The sequence below is a fragment of the Neorhizobium sp. 05N33 genome, from assembly GCF_056397445.1.
The window spans coordinates 62,844-82,741 of the sequence record NZ_JBFTNK010000010.1 but is presented as its reverse complement, the minus strand read 5'-3'; the positions used below and the strand labels follow the sequence as shown (position 1 = coordinate 82,741).

General features: G+C 63.7%; 18 protein-coding genes and 3 pseudogenes. 11 read left to right on the top strand and 10 right to left on the bottom strand.

The annotated features are described in order from the left end of the window. Positions 1–16: 16 nt before the first annotated feature. The 4 genes from AC1DLT_RS22465 to AC1DLT_RS22450 are packed head-to-tail and all read left to right on the top strand — an operon-like array spanning position 17 to position 6,017. Complete coding sequence (locus AC1DLT_RS22465) at positions 17–1,717, top strand: thiamine pyrophosphate-requiring protein (protein WP_477488218.1); 1,701 nt, start codon at positions 17–19, stop codon at positions 1,715–1,717. A 12-nt stretch (positions 1,718–1,729) separates the two neighbouring features. Beyond that, positions 1,730–2,959 (top strand): alpha-hydroxy acid oxidase, encoded by a 1,230-nt coding sequence (locus AC1DLT_RS22460; RefSeq protein WP_477488217.1) that lies wholly within the window; start codon positions 1,730–1,732, stop codon positions 2,957–2,959. After that, on the top strand, positions 2,848–4,644 hold the full coding sequence (locus AC1DLT_RS22455) for a thiamine pyrophosphate-requiring protein (RefSeq protein WP_477488286.1): 1,797 nt from the start codon (positions 2,848–2,850) through the stop codon (positions 4,642–4,644). The genes AC1DLT_RS22460 and AC1DLT_RS22455 overlap by 112 nt, the downstream gene beginning before the upstream one ends. Continuing rightward, positions 4,641–6,017, top strand: coding sequence for an FAD-binding oxidoreductase (locus AC1DLT_RS22450; protein ID WP_477488216.1), 1,377 nt, complete (start codon positions 4,641–4,643; stop codon positions 6,015–6,017). The genes AC1DLT_RS22455 and AC1DLT_RS22450 overlap by 4 nt, the downstream gene beginning before the upstream one ends. A 23-nt stretch (positions 6,018–6,040) precedes the next feature. Here AC1DLT_RS22450 and AC1DLT_RS22445 read toward each other — a convergent pair whose 3' ends face one another. Next, positions 6,041–6,544 (bottom strand): hypothetical protein, encoded by a 504-nt coding sequence (locus AC1DLT_RS22445; RefSeq protein ID WP_477481734.1) that lies wholly within the window; start codon positions 6,542–6,544, stop codon positions 6,041–6,043. Positions 6,545–6,706: 162 nt separating this feature from the next. Here AC1DLT_RS22445 and mazE point away from each other — a divergent pair, with 162 nt between their 5' ends. From mazE to AC1DLT_RS22410, 7 genes are all read left to right on the top strand, one after another. Beyond that, positions 6,707–6,970: a type II toxin-antitoxin system antitoxin MazE gene (mazE, locus tag AC1DLT_RS22440; protein WP_477481733.1), complete on the top strand. Its 264-nt coding sequence runs from the start codon at positions 6,707–6,709 to the stop codon at positions 6,968–6,970. Continuing rightward, on the top strand, positions 6,970–7,341 hold the full coding sequence (gene mazF, locus AC1DLT_RS22435; protein WP_477481732.1) for a type II toxin-antitoxin system toxin MazF: 372 nt from the start codon (positions 6,970–6,972) through the stop codon (positions 7,339–7,341). Before mazE ends, mazF begins: the two co-directional genes overlap by 1 nt. A 65-nt stretch (positions 7,342–7,406) precedes the next feature. Beyond that, on the top strand, positions 7,407–7,781 hold the full coding sequence (locus tag AC1DLT_RS22430; RefSeq protein ID WP_477481731.1) for a GFA family protein: 375 nt from the start codon (positions 7,407–7,409) through the stop codon (positions 7,779–7,781). 59 nt (positions 7,782–7,840) lie between these two features. Further along, positions 7,841–8,260, top strand: a complete 420-nt coding sequence (locus AC1DLT_RS22425; RefSeq protein ID WP_247035993.1) for an HD domain-containing protein — start codon at positions 7,841–7,843, stop codon at positions 8,258–8,260. A 90-nt stretch (positions 8,261–8,350) separates the two neighbouring features. Beyond that, on the top strand, positions 8,351–9,133 hold the full coding sequence (locus AC1DLT_RS22420; RefSeq protein WP_040124050.1) for an SDR family oxidoreductase: 783 nt from the start codon (positions 8,351–8,353) through the stop codon (positions 9,131–9,133). A 150-nt stretch (positions 9,134–9,283) separates the two neighbouring features. Further along, positions 9,284–9,517, top strand: coding sequence for a hypothetical protein (locus AC1DLT_RS22415; protein ID WP_040124049.1), 234 nt, complete (start codon positions 9,284–9,286; stop codon positions 9,515–9,517). 226 nt (positions 9,518–9,743) lie between these two features. Continuing rightward, a complete protein-coding gene (locus tag AC1DLT_RS22410; RefSeq protein ID WP_477481730.1) occupies positions 9,744–10,301 on the top strand; it encodes an isochorismatase family protein in 558 nt (185 codons plus the stop codon). Between the two features lie 6 nt (positions 10,302–10,307). Here AC1DLT_RS22410 and AC1DLT_RS22405 read toward each other — a convergent pair whose 3' ends face one another. The 9 genes and pseudogenes from AC1DLT_RS22405 to AC1DLT_RS22365 form a co-directional block, all read right to left on the bottom strand. Beyond that, complete coding sequence (locus AC1DLT_RS22405; protein WP_477481729.1) at positions 10,308–11,885, bottom strand: ABC-F family ATP-binding cassette domain-containing protein; 1,578 nt, start codon at positions 11,883–11,885, stop codon at positions 10,308–10,310. 141 nt (positions 11,886–12,026) lie between these two features. Beyond that, complete coding sequence (locus tag AC1DLT_RS22400; RefSeq protein ID WP_040124045.1) at positions 12,027–13,394, bottom strand: MFS transporter; 1,368 nt, start codon at positions 13,392–13,394, stop codon at positions 12,027–12,029. Positions 13,395–13,488: 94 nt separating this feature from the next. Beyond that, a complete protein-coding gene (gene pepT / locus AC1DLT_RS22395; RefSeq protein ID WP_477488215.1) occupies positions 13,489–14,724 on the bottom strand; it encodes a peptidase T in 1,236 nt (411 codons plus the stop codon). 338 nt (positions 14,725–15,062) lie between these two features. After that, positions 15,063–16,274 carry a c-type cytochrome gene (locus tag AC1DLT_RS22390; RefSeq protein ID WP_477488214.1) on the bottom strand — a complete coding sequence of 404 codons (1,212 nt, stop codon included), beginning with the start codon at positions 16,272–16,274 and terminating at the stop codon, positions 15,063–15,065. Next, positions 16,271–16,702: pseudogene (locus tag AC1DLT_RS22385) on the bottom strand (GMC oxidoreductase); the annotation flags it as partial. The gene AC1DLT_RS22390 and the pseudogene AC1DLT_RS22385, both read right to left, overlap by 4 nt. Beyond that, positions 16,590–16,853 (bottom strand): annotated as a pseudogene (locus AC1DLT_RS22380) (hypothetical protein); the annotation flags it as partial. The pseudogenes AC1DLT_RS22380 and AC1DLT_RS22385, both read right to left, overlap by 113 nt. Positions 16,854–17,017: 164 nt before the next feature. Then, positions 17,018–17,329: pseudogene (locus AC1DLT_RS22375) on the bottom strand (GMC family oxidoreductase N-terminal domain-containing protein); the annotation flags it as partial. Between the two features lie 720 nt (positions 17,330–18,049). After that, complete coding sequence (locus AC1DLT_RS22370; RefSeq protein ID WP_247138681.1) at positions 18,050–18,802, bottom strand: gluconate 2-dehydrogenase subunit 3 family protein; 753 nt, start codon at positions 18,800–18,802, stop codon at positions 18,050–18,052. A 148-nt stretch (positions 18,803–18,950) separates the two neighbouring features. Then, positions 18,951–19,763 carry an IclR family transcriptional regulator gene (locus AC1DLT_RS22365; protein ID WP_477488213.1) on the bottom strand — a complete coding sequence of 271 codons (813 nt, stop codon included), beginning with the start codon at positions 19,761–19,763 and terminating at the stop codon, positions 18,951–18,953. Between the last annotated feature and the right edge of the window lie 135 nt (positions 19,764–19,898).

Genomic DNA, 19,898 nt, shown 5'->3' with positions numbered 1-19,898 from the left:
CCAAGAGGACAAGAGAATGAAACACGAAAAACCCACCGGCACGTTCGCCGCCGAAGCTGTGCTGACCCACATGAAGGCCGCAGGCATCGATGTCCTGTTCGCCAATGGCGGCACCGACTTCCCGTCGATCATCGAGGCGTTTGCCCGCCAGCCGGAAACCGGTCTGAAAATGCCGGAAGCGCTGGTCATCCCGCATGAGGGCGTCGCTGTCGGCATGGCGCACGGCTATTATCTGATGACGTCAAAACCGGCCGGCGTCATCGTTCACGTCAATGTCGGACTTGCCAACTCGGTCATGGGCCTGATCAACGCCCGGTCCGAAAACGTGCCTGTCATGATGTTTTCCGGCCGCACGCCGATCACCGAACACGGCCGTTTCGGCTCGCGTTCCTCGCCGATCCATTGGGGCCAGGAAATGTTCGACCAGGGCGGCATGGTCCGCGAAGTGGTCAAGTGGGACTATGAACTGCGTTATCCGGAACAGGCGGGCATCGTCATCGACCGCGCCATGAGCATCGCCATGAGCGAGCCCCGCGGTCCCGTTTATCTGAGCCTGCCGCGCGAGGCGCTGGCCGAAGGTGCTAAGGTCGAGATCAGTCACCGCTCGACAGTCACCCCGACCACCTACGGCCCGGCCGATCCGGAATTGGTCGCTCAGGCTGCCGACCTGCTCGCCAAGGCCAAAAATCCGCTGATCATTACCCAGAGCCCGGAGCTCGCTGCGGATTTCGAGCCGCTCGCCGGTTTCGTCGAAAAGTTCGCGCTGCCGACAATCGAGATGTGGGCAACCCGCCTGGCACTGCCGAGCGGCCACCCAATGATGATCGGCCGCGACTCGACCCAGGTCCTGAAGGAAGCCGATGTCGTGGTCGTGATCAATGCCGCGGTTCCGTGGATTTCAGACCATACGGAGCTTTCAGCCGGCGCCAAGGTCATCGCCATCGGTCCGGACCCGCAGCATAGCCGCGTACCGATCCGCAGTTTTCCGATCGACATCGCGCTTGCGGGCGGCGTCAACAAGACGATCGCAGCGCTTGCCACTGCGATGGCCGAGCGCGTGCCGGCATCCGAAACCTTCTCCGAACGCCGCGAAAAGTGGGCGAAGATCAAGGCCGCCCAGGTCGAGGCCGCCGACAAGCGCGCCGCCATGGGCAACGGTTCGCCGATGACACCGGCCTATGTCAGCCGCTGCATTTCCGATATCCTGGACGACAGGACGACTGTCGTGAACGAACTCGGCATCGATCCGTCGGTGATGAGCTTCAAATATCCAAAATCCTATTTCTCGACCCCGCTGTCCGGCGGCCTCGGCTTCGGCCTCACCGCCGCGCTCGGCGCCCAGCTCGGCGACCGCAGCCGCCAGGTGATCGCCACGATCGGTGACGGTTCCTACATGTTCGCCAACCCGGTCGCTTGCCACCAGACCGCGACCGCGCTGAAACTGCCGCTGCTGACGGTCGTTTTCAACAACGGCATCTGGAATGCGGTGCGCCGCTCGACGCTCTACATGTATCCGGATGGAAGTGCGGCGACCGTCAACACCATGCCGATCACCGCGCTCGATCCGGCTCCGGACTATGCCGCCGTCGCCCGCGCCCATGGCGCCCATGCCGAACGCGTCGAGACCGGCGCCGATCTGCCGGCGGCGCTGCAGCGGGCATTGGCCGCGACCAGGAGCGGGCAGCAGGCCATGCTCGAAGTCATGGTTTCGTACTAAGAGGCGTCGGTCATGGGGGGAGCCGGGAACGACGCAAGGACGATCGAGACGCTGGCGGAGCTCCGCCGGCGTTATCCGATGGTCGGCGACCTGGAAAAACGGGCGAAATGGCGCATACCGCGTTTTGCCTACGAATTTCTCCAGGGCGGCGCCGGCGACGAGACCGGCCTCAACCGAAACCGAACTGCGCTGCAGGCGGTCGAGGTCGTGCCGCGCTATGGCATCGACGTGTCCAAGGTCGACACCTCGGTCGAGCTCTTCGGCCATCGTTACGCGGCCCCGATCGGCATCTCGCCGATAGGCTTCGACGGTATGATGTGGCCGGGCGCCACCGAACAGTTCGCCAGGGCCGCCCAGGCCCACAACATTCCCTATCTGGTCGGCACGCTTGCCTGCGCAACCATCGAGAAGGTGGTGGAGTGGGCGCCCGATGTCACCTGGTTCCAGCTCTACCCGATGGCGCCGAACAACCACCAATACAGCCTGGAAATGACTGATCGCGCCCGCATCGCCGGCGCGAAGGTTCTGGTCGCGACACTCGACGTGCCGGTGCGCGCCAAGCGCCCGCGCGATCTTCGCAACGGCCTCACCATGCCCTTCAAGCTGACGCCGAAGACGATGATCGCGGCGGCGATGGCGCCGTTCTGGCTGGACGCGATCCGCCGCAAGGGCATGCCGACCTTCGCCAACATGGCAGCCTTTGCCGGCGCGCCGGACCGCGTCACCACCTCCGCCTTCGTGCAAAAGCATATCGGTGGCGGCTTCCCCTGGGAGCAGATCGCCCGGTTGCGCGACAGATGGCCGGGGCCGATGATGGTCAAAGGCGTCATGCACCCGGCGGATGCGGAAAAGGCGCTCGAACTTGGCCTCGACGGCGTGATCGTCTCCAACCATGGCGGCCGCCAGTTCGATGCGGCACCGGCAACGATCGACGTCCTGCCCGAAATCGCCCGCACGGTCGGCACCCGTGGTACGGTCCTGTTCGACAGCGGCGTCGTCTCCGGCGTCGACATGGTGCGCGCAGTCGCCTGCGGCGCCCATTCCTCCTTTGCCGGCCGCGCGTTCATGCTCGGCCTTGCCGCACTCGGAGACCATGGCGCCGCCCATATGGCGCAGGCCTTCATCGAGGAATACCGCATCACGCTCGGCCAGAGCGGGCTTTTGAATACCGACCAGGCCCGTCGCGCATCCGTGCGCCATCCCGGCGCCTGGACCGCACAGGACTTCCAACCGCACCTCTAATCGACCATGTCTCCGGGGAGGAGAAACCCATGAAAGTTGCCGACGCCATCGTGGAAATTCTGAAGCGCGAGGGGATCGAAGTCATCTGCGGTTACCCCGTGAACCACGTTCTCGAACATGCGGCCATGGGCGATATCCGCCCGATCATCGTGCGCCAGGAGCGCCACGGCCTGCATATGGCCGACGCCATGTCGCGCTTAAGCTCCGGCAAGACGATCGGCGTCTTTGCCATGCAGCTCGGACCGGGCACCGAAAACGCCTATGGCGGCATCGCCCAGGCCTATTCCGAATCGGTGCCGCTGCTGGTGCTGCCGATGGGCTACGAGCGCCGCGTCGCGCATGTCGACCCGAACTACAATGCGACCCGCTCGATGCGCGACATCACCAAGTCCGCCGAGCCGATCACCTCGGCCGCCGAGATCCCGAACATTTTCCGACGCGCTTTCTCCAAGTTGCGCAACGGCCGCGGCGGCCCGGTTCTGGTCGAGATCCCGAACGACATGTGGCAGGACGAGGTGCCGGAGCCGCTGAACTACCGGCCGGTTCTTTCCACCCGTTACGGTCCGGACCCGATTGCCGTGCGCGACGCCGTCGACCTGCTGCTCGCCGCCAAGCGGCCGATCCTCTATGCCGGCCAGGGCATTCATTACGCGCAGGCCTGGCCGCAGCTGAAACAGCTCGCCGAACTGCTGGCGATCCCGGTTTCCACCAGTCTCGAAGGCAAGAGCGCGTTTCCGGAAACCCATCCGCTGTCGGTCGGCGCCGGCGGGGCGGCAATTTCCAAGACGCTGCGCCATTTCCTCGACAGTTCCGACCTGATCTTCGGTATCGGCTGCTCGTTTACCGAAACCGCCTTCGGCGTGCAGATGCCGCTCGACAAGACGGTCATCCACGCGACGCTCGATCCCGATCACGTCAACAAGGATATCGAGGCCAAGGTGGCGCTGGTCGGCGATGCGGCGCTGACGCTCGACGCGGTGCTTGCCGAGCTCGAAGCCCGCAAGGTTTCTCCGCGCGAGAGTACAGAAATCGCCGCCGAGATCGCCAAGGTGCAGGAGGAATGGCTTTCCGAATGGATGCCGAAGCTCACCTCCGACAGCAAGCCACTGTCGCCCTATCGCGTGCTCTGGGACCTGCAGCACGCGGTCGATATCGAAAACACCATCATCACCCACGATGCCGGCAGCCCGCGCGACCAGCTTTCGCCGTTCTGGAAGTCGGTAAAGCCGCTCACCTATATCGGCTGGGGCAAGACGACCCAGCTCGGTTACGGTCTGGGCCTCGCCATGGGCGCCAAGCTGATGCACCCCGACAAGCTTTGCATCAACGTCTGGGGCGATGCGGCGATCGGCTTTACTGGCATGGATTTCGAGACCGCGGTGCGCGAGCGCCTGCCGATCCTCTCCATCCTGCTCAACAATTTCTCGATGGCGATGGAACTGCCGATCATGAAGGTGTCGACGGAAAAATACCGCTCGACCGACATTTCCGGCGACTATGCCGCCTTTGCCCGCGCGCTCGGCGGTTACGGCGAACGGGTCACCGACCCGGCCGAAATCATCCCGGCGATCAAGCGCGGCATCGAACAGACACAAAAGGGCGTGCCGGTCCTCCTCGAATTCATCACGACACAGGAAATCGCCCGTTCCCGCTACCACCGCATGCTGACGGGTGAGAAAAAATGACCTCTCTGCAATCCACGATCGACGCCCTGAAGCTCCACTTCGGCGACCGGCTTTCGACCACAGGAGCGGTGCGCGAACATCACGGCCATGACATGTCCCGGCAGCCCACAAGGCTGCCGGACGCAGTGGTCTATGCCGAAAACGAGGACGAGGTGGCGCGCGTCGTCTCCGCCTGCTTCGAGGCCGGCATATCGGTGACGCCGTTTGCGGCTGGCTCGTCGATGGAGGGTCACACGATCCCGCTGAAGGGCGGGATCTCGCTCGATCTCACCCGCATGAACAGAATAGTTCAGGTCAACCATGAGGATTTCGACGTGCAGGTGGAAGCCGGCGTCACCCGCAAGCAGCTCAACGCCCATATCCGCGACACCGGCCTGTTCTTCCCCATCGATCCCGGCGCCGACGCCTCGCTCGGCGGCATGGCCTCGACCCGGGCCTCCGGCACCACGGCCGTGCGCTACGGCACGATGCGCGAAAACGTGCTGGCGCTGCGTGTCGTCACGCCGCAGGGCAAGATCATCACCACCGGCCGCCGCACGAAGAAGTCTTCCACCGGCTACGACCTGACCAAGCTTTATGTCGGCGCCGAAGGCACGCTCGGCGTCATCACCGAGGTGACCGTCAAGCTGCACCCGATCCCGGAAACCATCGCGTCTGCCGTCTGCGCCTTCGAGACCATGCGCGGCGCGGTCGAAACCGTGGTTGCGACCATCCAGAGCGGCATCCCGGTCGCGCGCATCGAATTCCTCGATGAAGTAGCGGTCGAAGCGGCGAACCGGCATGCCGGCCTGACCCTCAAGCTCGCGCCGACCCTGTTTCTCGAATTCCACGGCAGCCCGCGCTGGGTGGAGGAACAGTCGAACACCGTGCGCGAGATCGCCAACGAGTTCGGCGGCTCGGACTTCGAATGGTCGACCCGCACCGAGGACCGCGAGCGGCTGTGGAAGGCCCGCCACGAGACGATCTATTCCAACCAGACGCTGCGCCCTGGCTGCAAGGCGTTTACGACGGATGTCTGCGTACCGATCTCGCGGCTTGCCGAAGCCGTCCTCGCCGCCCGCGAGGACATCGATGGCTCCTTCCTGATGGGCAAGATCATCGGCCATGTGGGAGACGGCAATTTCCATGTCGGCTACCTGATCAAGCCGGAAATCCCCGAAGAGCTCGCCGAAGCCGAGCGCCTCGCCGAACGGCTCTACCAGCGCGCCATGGACATGGGCGGCACCTTCAGCGGCGAACACGGCATCGGCATCTCGAAGCTGAAATATCTCCGCCGCGAACATGGCGACGCCGTCGACATGATGAACGCCATCAAGGCGGCGATCGACCCGAAAGGCATCATGAACCCCGGCAAGCTGGGTCAGGTGGAGTAAGGGCGGACAGAGCCCTTAGATGATCACCGGCTGAGATCGATGCGGCTGGTCACCACCGATTTGCCGCTCGAAAGATCCTTGTCGACCGTTTGAAGCCGGAGGCGGTCGTTGCCGATCTTCTCGATCGTCATGTTGGCGACGCGATCCCCGTTGATCACCCTCGCCCAGCGGACGCCAAGATTGATCGCATTGCCGCGGCGGTTGCCGGAAAGCATCGAAGGCTGCCCGGAGGGCCCGACATAGGTGCCGCTATAACCGTTTTCCGAAGCCTGCAGGTCGGCCGATATGCTGCGCCGGATGACCAGCAGGCCACGGCAGATTCCCTGCATCGACAGGGTGGTCGCCCCGGCCGTCGAGGTGAAGCTGCAGGTGACGTTGATGGGCGTTGCCCCGATGCGGGTCAGAACCGTGCCCTCGCCGCTCCAGTTGCCGGAAAGTGTTTTCAGGAAATCGCTTTCGGCGGCCAAAACGAAGCCCGGCGAAGAAGCGGAGGCGATAAACGCAGCAGCGGCAAGAAGCAAGCGCATGGCGACGATCCATCTGAACGCTCGCATCGAACGCCGGTTGAGCCATTCCGTTCCATCCGGCATCGCGAGCCACCGTCGACGGGCCCAGCACCGCGTAAATCCACTTCAACCTTGCTGCCGCCCGGGAACATGCTACATATATAGCACTTTCAGGAGCGAACCATGCCGGTCACCACCAAAATCAGACGCCAAGGCGGTGCCGCGGTGATTACCATCCCCCCGGCCCTGTTGAAGCTGATGCATACCGAAGTCGGCGATCAGCTGACGCTCGACGTCGCCAACGGTGAATTGATCGCCCGTCCCGTCGAGAGCGGCCGCAAGCGCTATACCCTTAACGAATTGCTGAAGGGAAGCGATGCCATGGCGATGCTCAATGCCGCTGTCGCCGATGCGCAGGAAGGCGATCCGATAGGACACGAGATCTGATGATCCGCAGCAACGTGCCGAGGCGCGGCGATGTCTACTGGATCGACCCAAACCCGGTCGCCGGCCGGGAAATGAAGAACCGGCATCGTTTCGTCGTCATCACGCCGATCGAGATCAACAGGCTGGGAGTCAGCATGACGGTGCCCATCACCAACGGTGGGGCTTTTATCCGCGATATCGGTCTTGCGGTGGCGATTTCCGGGCACGACACGACCGGTGTCGCCGTTTGCAACCAGGTCCGCAGCTTCGACATTCCCGCCCGCATCCAGCAGAAAACCGCGCAATATATCGAGACGCTGGACGAGGCGACCATGAACGAAATCGTCTCGCGCGTGGTCAGCGCCATCGACCCGGCACCTGAACCCGCCTGATCTCTTTCCTTCATCCTCCCCTGCCCTAACTGAATTTTCCGGGCGGGGAAGAAGGAGGAGAAAGGATGATCATCCGGTCTGGAAGCTGCCTTTGCGGAAGCGTGCGGTATTCGGTGAAGGATGCGCCGGTCAGGATCGGGCTTTGCCATTGCGCCGATTGCCGCAAGGAAAGCGGATCGAGCTTCGTCACGTTCGGCATCTGGCCGCGGCACGGCTTTGAAAGCACAGGCGAGGTCAAATATTTCCATGGGCGCGGTTTCTGCCCCGAATGCGGCTCGCGCGTCTTCAATGAGAGCGACGGCGACGAGATCGAGATCCGGGTCGGATCGCTCGACATGGCGCCGACCGACCTCGAACCGGTCTATGAGATCTGGGTGAAGCGGCGGGAGAACTGGCTGAGCCCGCTTGCCGTCCCTCAATTCGAAGAAGATCGCAATTGACGCATTGTCGCCAGGCGAGGACCCTATAAAGTGCCTCCGAGCGGACGGGAGACAGACAGATGTCGGAACTGATCGACAAGGCAATTGTCATCGCGACCGAGGCGCATCAAGGACAGTCGTCGAAAACCGGCGGTCCGTTCATCGACCATGTCCGGCGCGTCGCCGAAAACGTCGCCGGCGAGGACGAAAAACAGGTCGCCTGGCTGCATGACGTGGTCGAGAAAGGCCCCGGCTGGACGTTCGAGCGGCTGCGCGAAGAAGGCTTTTCCAAAGCGGTCGTCGATGCCGTCGACGCGATGAGCAAACGCGACGGCGAGGAATATTTCGCTTTCGTCCGCCGCTCGATCGAAAATCCGCTCGCCCGACCGGTCAAGCGCGCCGATCTCACCGATAATCTTGCCCAGATGCGCCAGATGGGCGGCGACGGCTCGAAATTCGCCGAAGGCCTGCGTATCCTCAACGAGCGATATCCATCCTGAGATATCCAACCTGACGGGCGGAACCTTGCGCCATCCCTTGCCGTTCGTTTTCGCACGGCAGAAGCCGCGATCCAGCGACAGGATGGACTCATGGAACTCAAGAATCAGGTGGCTCTGGTAACCGGGTCAGGCTCGGGCATCGGCAAGGCGGCGGCGATGAAACTCGCGGCGGAGGGCGCAAAGATCGGCCTGCTCGGTCATACGAGAACGGAGATCGAAAAGGCTGCCCGGGAAATAGAGAAGGCCGGCGGAGAGGCGCTGGTGCTCGAAGCCGACGTTTCCGACGAAAACCGGATGCGCGAAGCGATCGACCGGCTTGCGGAAAAATTCGGCCGGCTCGACATCGTCGTCGCCAATGCCGGCATCAACGGCGTGTGGGCGCCGATCGACGACCTGAAGCCGGAAGAGTTCGACAGGACGATCGCCGTCAACCTGCGCGGCACCTATCTGACGCTTCATCTTACCGTGCCGCATCTGAAGGCGCAGGGTGCAGGCTCGATCGTCGTCGTCTCCTCGATCAACGGCAACCGCACCTTCACGACGCCCGGCGCCACCGCCTATACGGCCACTAAGGCCGCGCAGGTGGCGATGGTGCAGCAGCTGGCGCTGGAACTCGGCAAGCACCACATCCGCGTCAACGCCGTCTGCCCCGGCGAGATCGAGACCAATATCCACGACAATACCAGGCTTCGCCACGAGCAGGAAACCGCAATCCCGGTGGAATGGCCGGAGGGCCAGGTCCCGATCAGCGACGGCCGACCGGGAAAAAGCGCGGACGTCGCCGAAGTCATCGCCTTCCTCGCCTCCGACCGCTCCCGGCACGTGACCGGCACCCCGATCTACGTGGACGGCGGCCAGGGGCTGCTGAGGTAGGATTGCTTTCCGCTTTGAGCGGCGTCGCTGAAGTTGTGCCCTGGAACGGTTGGCTGAAGGGCGGACATAGGACTTCAGTCCCAATCCCTTTCGTGGAACCCCCTTCCTCAATCCGCGTTCATGTCGCGCAAAAGATTGAGGAAACACCCAATGAAAAAACTGCTTCTCGCATCGGCCCTGGCCATTTCTTCCATTCTCTCGGTCGCCGGCCCGTCCGACGCCGCGAGTGTCACCGTCACCACCCATGAGCGGGTCGCTCCGCGTCATACCGTGCGCGAAGTCTACCGTCCGTATCGTCCCCGCCACCGTGACTGCATGGTCAAGAAGGTGAAGACCCGCTACCACGGCCGGATCGTCGTCAGGACCACCCGCGTCTGCCGCTGATCGCCGGATCGCAAATGAGAGAGGGCGGCGGCGATCGGGCCGGCGCCCTCTCTTTCGGGAAACCATTCGGGCGAGTACCGGAGGTTCAGGATCGCCTTTTTCCGGGCGACAGGCGCCGTCGGAAGATCTCAATATGCCTGCGATCGATCGTGCGCATAACCGCAAAATTCGGTTGCAATGCCACAAAAATCCGGCAATTTCCCTCTCCTGAAATGGAGGCAAGCCCATGTCCAGCACATCAGCGGAAAAAGCGCCAGTCATCGTCATCGACCTGCAGACCAACATGTTCGACGGTCTTGTCGAGCCGCCTCTCCATGATGCGGATCTCCTCACCGACCGCGCCCGCAAGGTGATCGACTGGGCGCGGCGTGAAGGCCGGGCGATTGCCTTCGTGCGCCATGACGGGCCGGAGGGCGATCCGCTGGCGCCGGGAGAGCCGGGCTGGCCCGTCTGGCCGGCACTTGGCCAGCGGGACGACGAGCCGACCTTCTCGAAGACCGTCCGCGACTCGTTCAGCAACCCGGAACTCGGCCAATGGATCGAGAACCAGGGTGCGCCCGAAGTGGTGATCCTCGGCGCCCAGACGGATTTCTGCGTCGCCGGCACGGTGCAGGGGGCGATTGCGGCCGGGCTGAAGGTGACGGTGGTTTCCGACGCCCACAGCACGCTCGATCAGCCGCAGGAGAGCGCCGCCGCCATCATCCGCCGCTACAATGCCCAGTTCGCCGAGGCCGGCGTCAATCTAGTGACGACCGAGGCGCTGACCGGTTCCCCGGCCGCCTGACCGGTTCTAACCCAGCTCCAGCCGGCGGGTGATGCCGACTGCCTCGAGAAATACCTCGTCGTGGCTGACCACCAGTAGCGCGCCGTCATAGGCGCGCAGTCCTGCCTCGACCGCGGCGATGGAATCGATATCCAGATGGTTGGTGGGCTCGTCGAGGATGAGCAGCGACGGCGGTTCCGGTCCGCCGAGCACGCAGGCAAGCCCCGCCCGCAGCATCTGTCCGCCCGACAGCGTGCCGACCATCTGCAGCGCCGCATCGGCGCGGAACATGAAGCGGGCAAGCGCCGCCCGACCGGCATTTTCGTCCGCCTGCGGATTGAGACGCCGAAAATTGTCGCGGATCGACACCGCCGGATCAAGCAGGCTCACCCGCTGGTCGAGCATCGCGGATCTGACCGGCACCCGCACCGTGCCCGAGAAGGGCGACAGGCTGCCGGAAACCAGCGACAGCAGCGTCGTTTTTCCCGAGCCGTTCGGACCGGTGACGGCGATCCGTTCCGGCCCGGTGATCTCGAAGGAAAGATCGCGCAGGACCGGCTTTTCCACCTCGTAACCGGCGGTGACGTTGTCGATCCTGAGCACGACCCGGCTCGCCGGCAGGCCGGTCGGCGGCAGCGTCACGGAGAGCGGCTGCAGGATCTCGATCTTTTCACGCGCGGCGGAGATATCGTTGGCCGCCTGGGTCCGCAGCCGCTCGGAAAGCCGGGCATTGTCGCCGCTGGTGTTTTCCGCCCGCCGCTTCATGCCGCCGGCGACGATGCGCGGCATGTCGCCCCGCGCGGCCTTCTTCTTGCCGGTGCTGTCCTTGCGCGCCTTGCGTTCGGTGGTTTCCTGCGCCACGCGGTTGACCTCCGCCATCCGTTTTTCGGCGTCAGCGAGATCGTGCTCGACAGCGGCCAATTCCAGCGCCTTGCGCTCAAGGTATCGGCTCCAGTTACCGCCATAACGGGTGGCACCGAGCGAGGTCAGTTCGACGATCGCGTCGACGGTTTCGAGCAGTTCGCGGTCGTGGCTGACGATGATCGCCCCACCGCGCCAGCCGGCGAGCAGATCGATCACCGCCTGGCGGCCGTCCCGGTCGAGATTGTTGGTGGGTTCGTCGAGGATCAGGAAATCCGGCCCGGTGAAGATCAGCGCGGCCAGCCCCGCGCGGGTGCGCTGGCCGCCCGACAGCGTTTCGAGTGGCGTGTTCGCGTCTGCCTCAAGGCCCGCCCGCGCCAGCGCCTCGGCCATGCGCGCCTCCAGCATCCAGTCGGCATTGGCCAGTTCCTCGGCGGACGCCTCGCCCGTTTCTGCGCGGGCAAGAATGGCCAAGGCAGCGCGTGTGCCAAAAAGGTCGGCGATGGTCTCATCCGGCGCGACCTGCACGCTCTGGCGCAACACGCCGAGGCTGCCGGAGACGGAGACCGTGCCGGATGCGGGCGATAGTTCGCCAGTGATCAGCTTCAAGAGCGTCGTCTTGCCGACGCCGTTGCGCCCGACAAGGCCAGCGCGTTCGGGCCCGAAGCTGAGGTTCAGATTGGAAAAAAGCGGCCGGCCGTCAGGCGTGGACCACGAAAGATTGGCAAGCGTAATGGAAGGCATGGACGGTTCCCCGAATGGCAAGGCAAAGCGGCGTTGCGTTTCGGCTGAGGTCCATGGGTCACCGTCCTGTTGGTGCTGCAGATGGCGGCTCTCTAGGCGGAAAATGCGGCGCGTTCAAGACTGGCGATCCCGGCACGTCGTTCATCGGCCGATCGCCAATAGTGCCACGGTCGCGCCCATCACCTGCACAACGGCGCCAACGATCATCGCGGCGAAAAAGCCGTTTTCCGCGCCGGCCACCGCCGCAAAGATCGCCCCGAGGGCCGCAACGCCGATCGTCGCACCCACCATGCGCGCAACGTTGATGAGGGCACCCGCCGTTCCGCCGCGATTGCTCCCGACCGCCGACACGGCGACCGCGGTCAGCGGCCCGGTCGCAAGTCCCATGCCGATCCCGGTCAGCAGCAACCCGATTTCACTCATCATGAAGAGGTCGAGCATGAAGGCAACGCTCAGGATGCCGTTGCCGACTCCGATCGTTCCCAATCCGAGGGCAATCGTGACACGCTGTCCGAAACGCTGCACCACGGCGTCCGAAAAGGGCGAAACCAGCACGAAGCTCAGCGCCATGGGCAGCAGCGCCAGTCCGGTCGAAGTAGCATCGAGCCGACCGAGCGATTGCGTCGCGAGTGGAAACAGAAACAGCGTCCCGTACATGCCGAAAGTCATGGCCGCCGTGCCAGCCATGGCGCCGGTAAAGGATCTCGAACGGAACATCGTCAGCGGCACGAGCGCCGCCTGCCCTTGCCTATGCTCGACCGCGAGAAACAGGCCAAACAACACGAAACCCGTAACCCCGAAGGCGGCCGTGAGAGACATGGTGGAATGTGGTGATTCGATCGCGGCGAGTGTCACCGTCGCCAACGACAGGATCGCCAGCACCTGGCCGCTGATGTCGAAAGATCGACCTGCCGGATCGGCGCTTTCCTCAATCGTCGCGCGCGCACTGACGGCGCCGACAAGCGAAAACGGTACGACGACGTAAAAGACGGAACGCCAACCGAAGGCATGGATCAGCAGCCCGCCGAGCGTTGGCCCGATGGCGAGCGCCAGTCCGTTGCACCCGGCCCAGATGCCGAGCGCCCGCTGCCTGGCCTGCTGGTCTGGATAGATCACCCGAATGATCGAAAGTGAGGCGGGAAGCAAGAGGGCCGCGCCAACGCCCGTCAATGCACGTGCGGCGATCAATAGCGGGGCCGTGGGAGCGACCGCGCATCCGATGCTGGCGATGCCGAATACCACGGCGCCGGAGATCAGGATCCTGCGGCGGCCGGCGAGATCGGCCAGCAGCCCGCCGGTCAGCAGCAGCACCGCGTAGACGAGATTATAGGCGTCGACCACCCATTGCAGTTGAGACACCGTGGCATCCAGATCTTTGCCGATCGGATCCAGGGCGAGATTGACGACGGATGTATCCAATTGCGCCGTGATCACGGCAAGGCAAAGTGTCGCGAGCGCGGCATGGGGCCGCCGGGGTCGCGCTTGCGATGTTTTCGAGGGGCGATCCATGGGAATTCCACGCCGACTTGATTACACCAGTCTGGCGGAAAATGGTCTTCCATCCGTCGAGGACAATAGTGCCGTGCCGGGTTTTAGCGATCCCTCAGGCCCGCTCCTCCCAGAGTTTCGCAAGCTCCACCACCGTCTTCACGGCCAGTTCCATGTCCTGGCTGCTGACGAATTCCAGCGGGGAGTGGAAAGCGTGGCCGCCGGCGAAGAGGTTGGCGCAGGGCAGGCCCATGAAGGAGAGGCGCGAACCGTCCGTGCCGCCGCGGATACTGCCGCGCACCGGGATCATGCCGGCCCGGCTGATCGCCTCGACCGCGTAATCGACGATGCCCGGATGCTGGTCGAGCACCACCTTCATGTTGCGGTACTGTTCCTTGACGGTGAAGGTGTAGGTCGAGCCCGGATAGTCGGCGATCACCTGCCTGGTGATCTCGTCGAGCAGCGTCTCCTTGGTCTTCAGGCCCTCTTCGGTAAAATCGCGGATGATGAAGGAGAGGTTCGCCTTTTCCATCACGCCGGACATGCCGGTCGGGTGGATGAAGCCGCCGCGGCCCTTGGTGGTCTCGGGCGTCATGTCCTTCGGCAGTCTTGCGACGATACCGCCGGCGATCTTGATGGCGTTTTCCATCTTGCCGAAGGCGAAGCCCGGATGCATGGCGACGCCCTTAATGGCGATCTCCACCGCATCGGCCGAAAACGTCTCGTCCTCGATCGTGCCGGCCGTCTCGCCGTCCAGCGTATAGCCGAAATCGGCGCCGAGCTTTGCGAGGTCCACCTTGTCGACGCCGCGGCCGATCTCCTCATCGGTGGTGAAGAGGATGCGGATCGCGCCGTGCCTGACGTCGGGGTTGTTGATGAAGAATTCGGCGGCCGACATGATCTCGGCAATGCCCGCCTTGTCGTCTGCGCCTAAAAGCGTGGTGCCGTCGGAGGTGATGATGTCGTTGCCGATCTGGTCCTTCAGCACCGGATGTTCGGACACCCGGATCACCTGGTTTTTGTCACCGGTGAGTTGGATGTCGCCGCCCTGATAATTCCTAACGATCTGCGGCTTGACGTTGGTGCCGGAAAAATCGGGCGCGGTGTCCATATGGGCGCAGAAACAGATGACCGGCACGTTGTTCTTCGACGTCGTCGCCGGGATCGTCCCGTAGATATAGCCGTGCTCGTCGAGATGCGCATCGGTAACGCCGATCGCCAGCATTTCCTCGACCAGCAGCCGGCCGAGATCCTTCTGCTTCATCGTCGACGGCTGGGAGGGCGACTTGGCATCCGACTGGGTGTCGATGACGACGTAACGGAGGAAACGATCGGTAACGCTATCGGCCATGGGGGAAAATCCAAAATTGTGAACGGAAAAATGGAGTTGTAGCGGGAGGATGAGGGTGCGTGAAGGCGGGAAATGAAGATGTGCGGTTGGACGTGATCAAGCGTCCAGCCAGAACGCCCCCCTCTGTCCTGCCGGACATCTCCCCCACGGGTGGGGAGATTGGATGGAGCTGACGTCTTGCCACAAATTATACCGACAAATGCCCAAATCCGTTCGGCGTGAAGCGATGAGCACTCATCTGGCCGATCTCCCCCCTTGAGGGGGAGATGCCCGGCAGGGCAGAGGGGGGTGTCGCTTCGGCAGCTGAGTTTGCCTCCGTGCGACGTCCCTCGGCTTCTCTACCGCTGCGCCCCGATATCCGAAGCCCCGACCGAAGGTGCTGCATTGCCCCAGCTGTTGCGGACATAGGTGAGCACCGCCGCGACCTGCTCATCCGACAGCTTCCAGCCCAGCGACGGCATGGCGGGTGTCGTTTTCGCCGCGGGCGTATGCACCGCCTGGCTGCCCTGCAACACGAGGCGCGTCAGCGTCTCCGCGCTCGGCTGCTGGACGATCGAGCTGCCGGCGAGTGCCGGGAAGAGCTGGCTCGCCCCCTTGCCGTCGCCGCCATGGCAGGCGGAACAGGTGTCGTGATAGATCGCCGCCCCCACCTTCATGCGCGCATCGCTCGCCGGGATCGGCTGCGGTTTCTGCGTCGGGCCGCCTTCGGTGCTCTTCAGGTAAGTGGCGATCGCGTGCACGTCCTCGTCGGTCATCAGCGAGGTCGAGGCCTGGATCGCTTCCGCCATCGGGCCGGACGCGATCGTATGCCCGTTGGTGCCGGTCTTCAGGTACCGGACGATCTGATCCTCGCTCCAGCTGCCAATGCCGATATAGCTGTTGCCGGTGATGTTGGGTGCATACCATCCCTGCAGCGAACCACCCTGCAACGCCTCGCTTGTCTCGTCCGCACCGAGCGCGGTTTTCGGCGAATGGCAGGTGCCGCAATGGCCCGGCCCCTGGACGATATAGGCGCCGCGGTTCCATTCGGCCGATTTCGACGGATCGGGCTGGAATTCGCCCGGCGTGAAGTTCAGCATGTTCCAGCCCATCATCGACAGCCGGATGTTGAACGGGAACGGCAGTTGGTTGGATTCGACCGGGTTGAAGACCGGATCGACGGTCCGGAGATAGGACCAGAGGTTGCCGATATCCCTGTCGGTCATCCTGGTATAGGCCGGATAGGGCATGGCGGGGTAGAGCCGCTTGCCGTCATGGCCGATACCCTTTTTCAGGGCGCTGCGGAAATCCGCCTCCGTCCAGTTGCCGATGCCCGTCGCCTTGTCGGGCGTGATGTTCGGCGGAATGATCTGGCCGAAGGGCGTTTCGAGCGGCAGCCCGCCGGAGAGCGGTTTTGCTCCCGGCGCGGTGTGACAGGCGGAGCAATCGCCGAGGATCGCCTGGTAACGACCGCGGATGATCTCGTCTGCCTGGTCGGGAGCCTGGGCGAGCGCCAGGCCTGCCGAGAAGGCCGTTGCGGCAAGGGTGAGGGAAAAGACGATCCTGCTCATGCCGACACCAGAGGTTGGCCGGGGTTGCGGAGATATTGCTGGCGTATGGCATCCGCCGCGTGGAATGCGAGCGCCCCGACGGTGCCGGTCGGGTTCTTGCCGGCATTGTGGGCGAAGGCGGAAGCGCCGATGACGAAGACGTTGGCGACGTCCCAGCTCTGCAGGTACTTGTTGACGGCGCTGGTCTTGGGGTCCGTGCCCATGATCGCCCCGCCGGTATTGTGGGTGCTCTGGTAGGGCACCGAATCCCAGCCCTTCTTGCGGCGGGTATTGGTGTATTGCTTGCCACCGAAGGCCTTGGCGATCTCCTCCATCCGGTCCGAGACCCAGTTCGACATGCGGATGTCGTTGTCCGGGAAATCGAACGTGAAGCGCAGCAGCGGCCGCCCGAACCGATCCGTATAGGTCGGATCGAGATCGAGATAGTTGCCGCGGGTCGGGTAGCTCGATCCTTGGGAGGAAAAGCCGAGCGTCGACTTGTAGGATTTGACGGTGGCCTTCTTCCAGTCGCTGCCCCAGCGCGGCGTGCCGGGCGGGGTCGGGCGGGTCTGGATCGGCCGGCCGTTCGAGGGAATGCAGTTGATGCCCGCCCCGCCGACGAAATCGAGCGGCCCGTGGTCGAAGGCATCGCCGTTAAAATCGTCCACCGTCTGGCCGAGCGCGCCGGCGGCGACGAACGGATTGAAGTTCTTGTCGTCGAAGAACACCTGCGCGCCGGCATTGGTCTGATAGCAGTAGTTCCGCCCGACAGTCCCCTCCCCGGTATTCGGATCGTAGATCTGGCCGATGCCGGAGAGCATCATCAGCCGGACGTTGTGGAGACCATAGGCGCAGAGCAGCACGATGTCGGCCGGCTGGAAGAACTCCTCGCCCGAGGTGTTCACATAAGTGACGCCGCGGGCGTGTTTCTTCGAGGGATCGAGATCCACGTGCAGGACTTCCGACTCGGTGCGGACCTCGAAGTTCTTCTTTTTCATCAACACCGGCAGAATGGTCGTCTGTGCCGAGGATTTCGAGTAGTTGGCGCAGCCGAACCGTTCGCAGAAACCGCACATGGTGCACTGGCCCATGGCGATGCCGAGCGGGTTGATATAGTCCTTGGAAAGGTTGGCGGCCGGCGTCGGGAACGGGTGCAGGTTCAACGACTTGGTCACCTGTGCAAACAGCGTCGGCGCATAGGTCATCTGCAGCGGCGGCAGCGGATAATCGCGCGAGCGCGGGTCCTCGAACGGATTGCCGCCCTCCTGGATCTGGCCGTTGATATTGCCCGCCTTGCCGGAAATGCCGGCGAGATATTCGAAGCGGTCGAAGGATTTTTCCATCTCGGCACCGGTCACGCCCCAGTTCTGCAATTGCAGGTCCTGGATCCGTGCTGCGCCGTAGCGGTCCCTCAGGTGGTCGGCGATCTGGAAGTCGCTGTCCCAGAACCGCCAGGTATGGCCGTTCCAGTGAACGCCGGCGCCGCCCACTCCGTTGCCGGGCAGGAAGGAGCCGTAATCGCGCATCGGCAGCGCCGTCTGCGAGGTGTTGTTGCGCATCGTCATCGCTTCGACGACCGGCTGCAGGAAGAGATCGCGGCGGATGCCGTAGCGAAGTTCGTCCTGGGCATAACCGATGTTGAAATCGGTGGCCGTATCGCGCCACGGACCGCGTTCGATCGCCACGACGTCGAGCCCGTCCTCCGTCAGTTCATGAGCAAGGATCGCGCCTGTCCAGCCAAGGCCGACAATCACGGCGTCCTTGCGAGGTAGAATAGTGGTCATATTTTTCAGTCCCTACCTGGTCATCCATTCCGTCGAGCCTGCGATCGAAACCGGAGGCAGGGGATAGGGTTGGTTGTGTTTGGAAACGTGGTCGCGGTAGTCGTATCGCGCGCCGGGAAAGCCCAGCATCTTCCACGAGGCCATGTCCTTGTTGCCGCCATAGATCGGGTCGGCGAAGAAACCTTCCATCACGTTGGCGAGCATCAGGTTGAAGAAGGACTTGGCATCCACCTTGTTCGGCAGGGTGATCTTTCCGGCTTCGAGATCCTTGAGGACCGCGTCCTGGTCGCCGGGCGCAAGTTCGGCGAAGCGCTTGCCGCCCTTGGTTTCGCGGGTGAACGCGTTGAGCGCGGCAATGCCGGCGCGGTATCGCTGGGCCGGCGTGTCGGACGCCTGATACCCCTGCGTCGGCAGGCCGGGCATGAACGGGCCCTTGGTATAGAGCCGGCTCGACGTGCCGTAGGATCCCACCAGCTGCCGGTCGAGATAAAGAACGCAGCCGGCATCCTTGCCGCCGAGCGACAGATCGTCCGCCGGCACCAGCCGGTCGGCGACCGCCTCCATTGTCTGCGCCTCTTCGAGCGTGAAGAACAGCCAGCCGCCGGGCTTGACCTGTACCGGCGGATCGGCGGAGCGCGCCTCCCAGGGAAGGCTGCCGGAAATGCTGCGCGCCATCACGGGCGCGGCACCGCCGGCGAGAATGGTAAAAGCAACGGAAGAAAGGAATTGGCGCCGCGTGGGGCGCTTAAGACAGTGGGTTTCCATAGAGGACCTCCCCGGAGAGAAAAGGTCGGTGACGCGCCGAAACGACGTGCGCCGATGAGATCGAACCGAGCGGTTCAATGATTTACCTAGAGCGCGTCCAATCCGCGGCAACCCTTCTGGAACATTAAATCGTCACGGCTGCCGCTCGTCAGAAATCGCCGGCACCGAGCGAACCGCGATGTCCGAGGCGGGCGGAAATTGCCCGTGCCGCGACGAGCAGCGGTTCAGCAAAACCGTTCAAATTTTTCAGCGACAGGCGCTGGACCGGGCCAGCGATCGCGACGGCGCCGACCACGTCCGACTGGGCGTCATGGATGGGGGCGGCGATGGCGCGCATGCCGAGTTCGTTCTCCTCGTCTTCCACCGCGTAACCGAGGCGACGGATAGTGCCGAGCAGTTTGCGCAGCTTATCGGGATCGGTGACGGTTTTCGGGGTTCGGAGCGGCAGGGGCGCGCCGACAAGGGCCGCAATGCGGCTTTCCGGCTGGAAGGCGAGAATTGCGCGGCCGGCGGCCGTCGCATGATAAGGCGCGCGCATGCCGATCTCGGCGCTGATGCGCACCGCCTGCCGGGAAGGCTGGACGCGGATATACATGATCTCCGGCCCGGCCGGCACGCCTAGCAGCACCGTCTCGTCCGTTTCGCTGCGCAGGTCCATCAGCAGCGTGCGCGCTTCGGTGGAAAGATCCATGCGGTTGCGCACCAGCGAACCGAGCCTGAAAAGCTCGAGCCCGAGCCGATAGCGGCCGGTCTCGCGATTCTGTTCGAGAAAATCTTCGGCCATCAGCGTCACCACCAGGCGATGGACGGTGCTCTTGGCAATGCCGAGACGGCGGGCGAGCTCGGTGACGCCGATCTCCGCGTCGTCGCCTTCGAAAGCCTTGAGGATGCGGATCGCCATCGAGACCGAAGAAAGGCGGCCCTTTTGCTGGTCCTCGTCCTGCACACCCGTGATCTTCATGTCCCCACCGTCTTCATCTCGATTGCCGCTCCCGTGACGATCAGCCGGCCTGCATCCGGACAACAGGCGCGGTCAACGCCGCAACCGCAAAAGCGCCGTTGACAGCCCCTTATCCAAGGGAATATTCTGTTTATG

What these genes read in the sequence shown, in the direction of transcription:
- AC1DLT_RS22465 (WP_477488218.1), top strand. Translation starts at nt 17, where the DNA reads ATGAAACACGAAAAACCCACCGGCACGTTCGCCGCCGAAGCTGTGCTG.
- AC1DLT_RS22460 (WP_477488217.1), top strand. Translation starts at nt 1,730, where the DNA reads ATGGGGGGAGCCGGGAACGACGCAAGGACGATCGAGACGCTGGCGGAG.
- AC1DLT_RS22450 (WP_477488216.1), top strand. Translation starts at nt 4,641, where the DNA reads ATGACCTCTCTGCAATCCACGATCGACGCCCTGAAGCTCCACTTCGGC.
- AC1DLT_RS22445 (WP_477481734.1), bottom strand. Translation starts at nt 6,544, where the DNA reads ATGCGCTTGCTTCTTGCCGCTGCTGCGTTTATCGCCTCCGCTTCTTCG.
- mazE (WP_477481733.1), top strand. Translation starts at nt 6,707, where the DNA reads ATGCCGGTCACCACCAAAATCAGACGCCAAGGCGGTGCCGCGGTGATT.
- mazF (WP_477481732.1), top strand. Translation starts at nt 6,970, where the DNA reads ATGATCCGCAGCAACGTGCCGAGGCGCGGCGATGTCTACTGGATCGAC.
- AC1DLT_RS22430 (WP_477481731.1), top strand. Translation starts at nt 7,407, where the DNA reads ATGATCATCCGGTCTGGAAGCTGCCTTTGCGGAAGCGTGCGGTATTCG.
- AC1DLT_RS22425 (WP_247035993.1), top strand. Translation starts at nt 7,841, where the DNA reads ATGTCGGAACTGATCGACAAGGCAATTGTCATCGCGACCGAGGCGCAT.
- AC1DLT_RS22420 (WP_040124050.1), top strand. Translation starts at nt 8,351, where the DNA reads ATGGAACTCAAGAATCAGGTGGCTCTGGTAACCGGGTCAGGCTCGGGC.
- AC1DLT_RS22415 (WP_040124049.1), top strand. Translation starts at nt 9,284, where the DNA reads ATGAAAAAACTGCTTCTCGCATCGGCCCTGGCCATTTCTTCCATTCTC.
- AC1DLT_RS22410 (WP_477481730.1), top strand. Translation starts at nt 9,744, where the DNA reads ATGTCCAGCACATCAGCGGAAAAAGCGCCAGTCATCGTCATCGACCTG.
- AC1DLT_RS22405 (WP_477481729.1), bottom strand. Translation starts at nt 11,885, where the DNA reads ATGCCTTCCATTACGCTTGCCAATCTTTCGTGGTCCACGCCTGACGGC.
- AC1DLT_RS22400 (WP_040124045.1), bottom strand. Translation starts at nt 13,394, where the DNA reads ATGGATCGCCCCTCGAAAACATCGCAAGCGCGACCCCGGCGGCCCCAT.
- pepT (WP_477488215.1), bottom strand. Translation starts at nt 14,724, where the DNA reads ATGGCCGATAGCGTTACCGATCGTTTCCTCCGTTACGTCGTCATCGAC.
- AC1DLT_RS22390 (WP_477488214.1), bottom strand. Translation starts at nt 16,274, where the DNA reads ATGAGCAGGATCGTCTTTTCCCTCACCCTTGCCGCAACGGCCTTCTCG.
- AC1DLT_RS22370 (WP_247138681.1), bottom strand. Translation starts at nt 18,802, where the DNA reads ATGGAAACCCACTGTCTTAAGCGCCCCACGCGGCGCCAATTCCTTTCT.
- AC1DLT_RS22365 (WP_477488213.1), bottom strand. Translation starts at nt 19,763, where the DNA reads ATGAAGATCACGGGTGTGCAGGACGAGGACCAGCAAAAGGGCCGCCTT.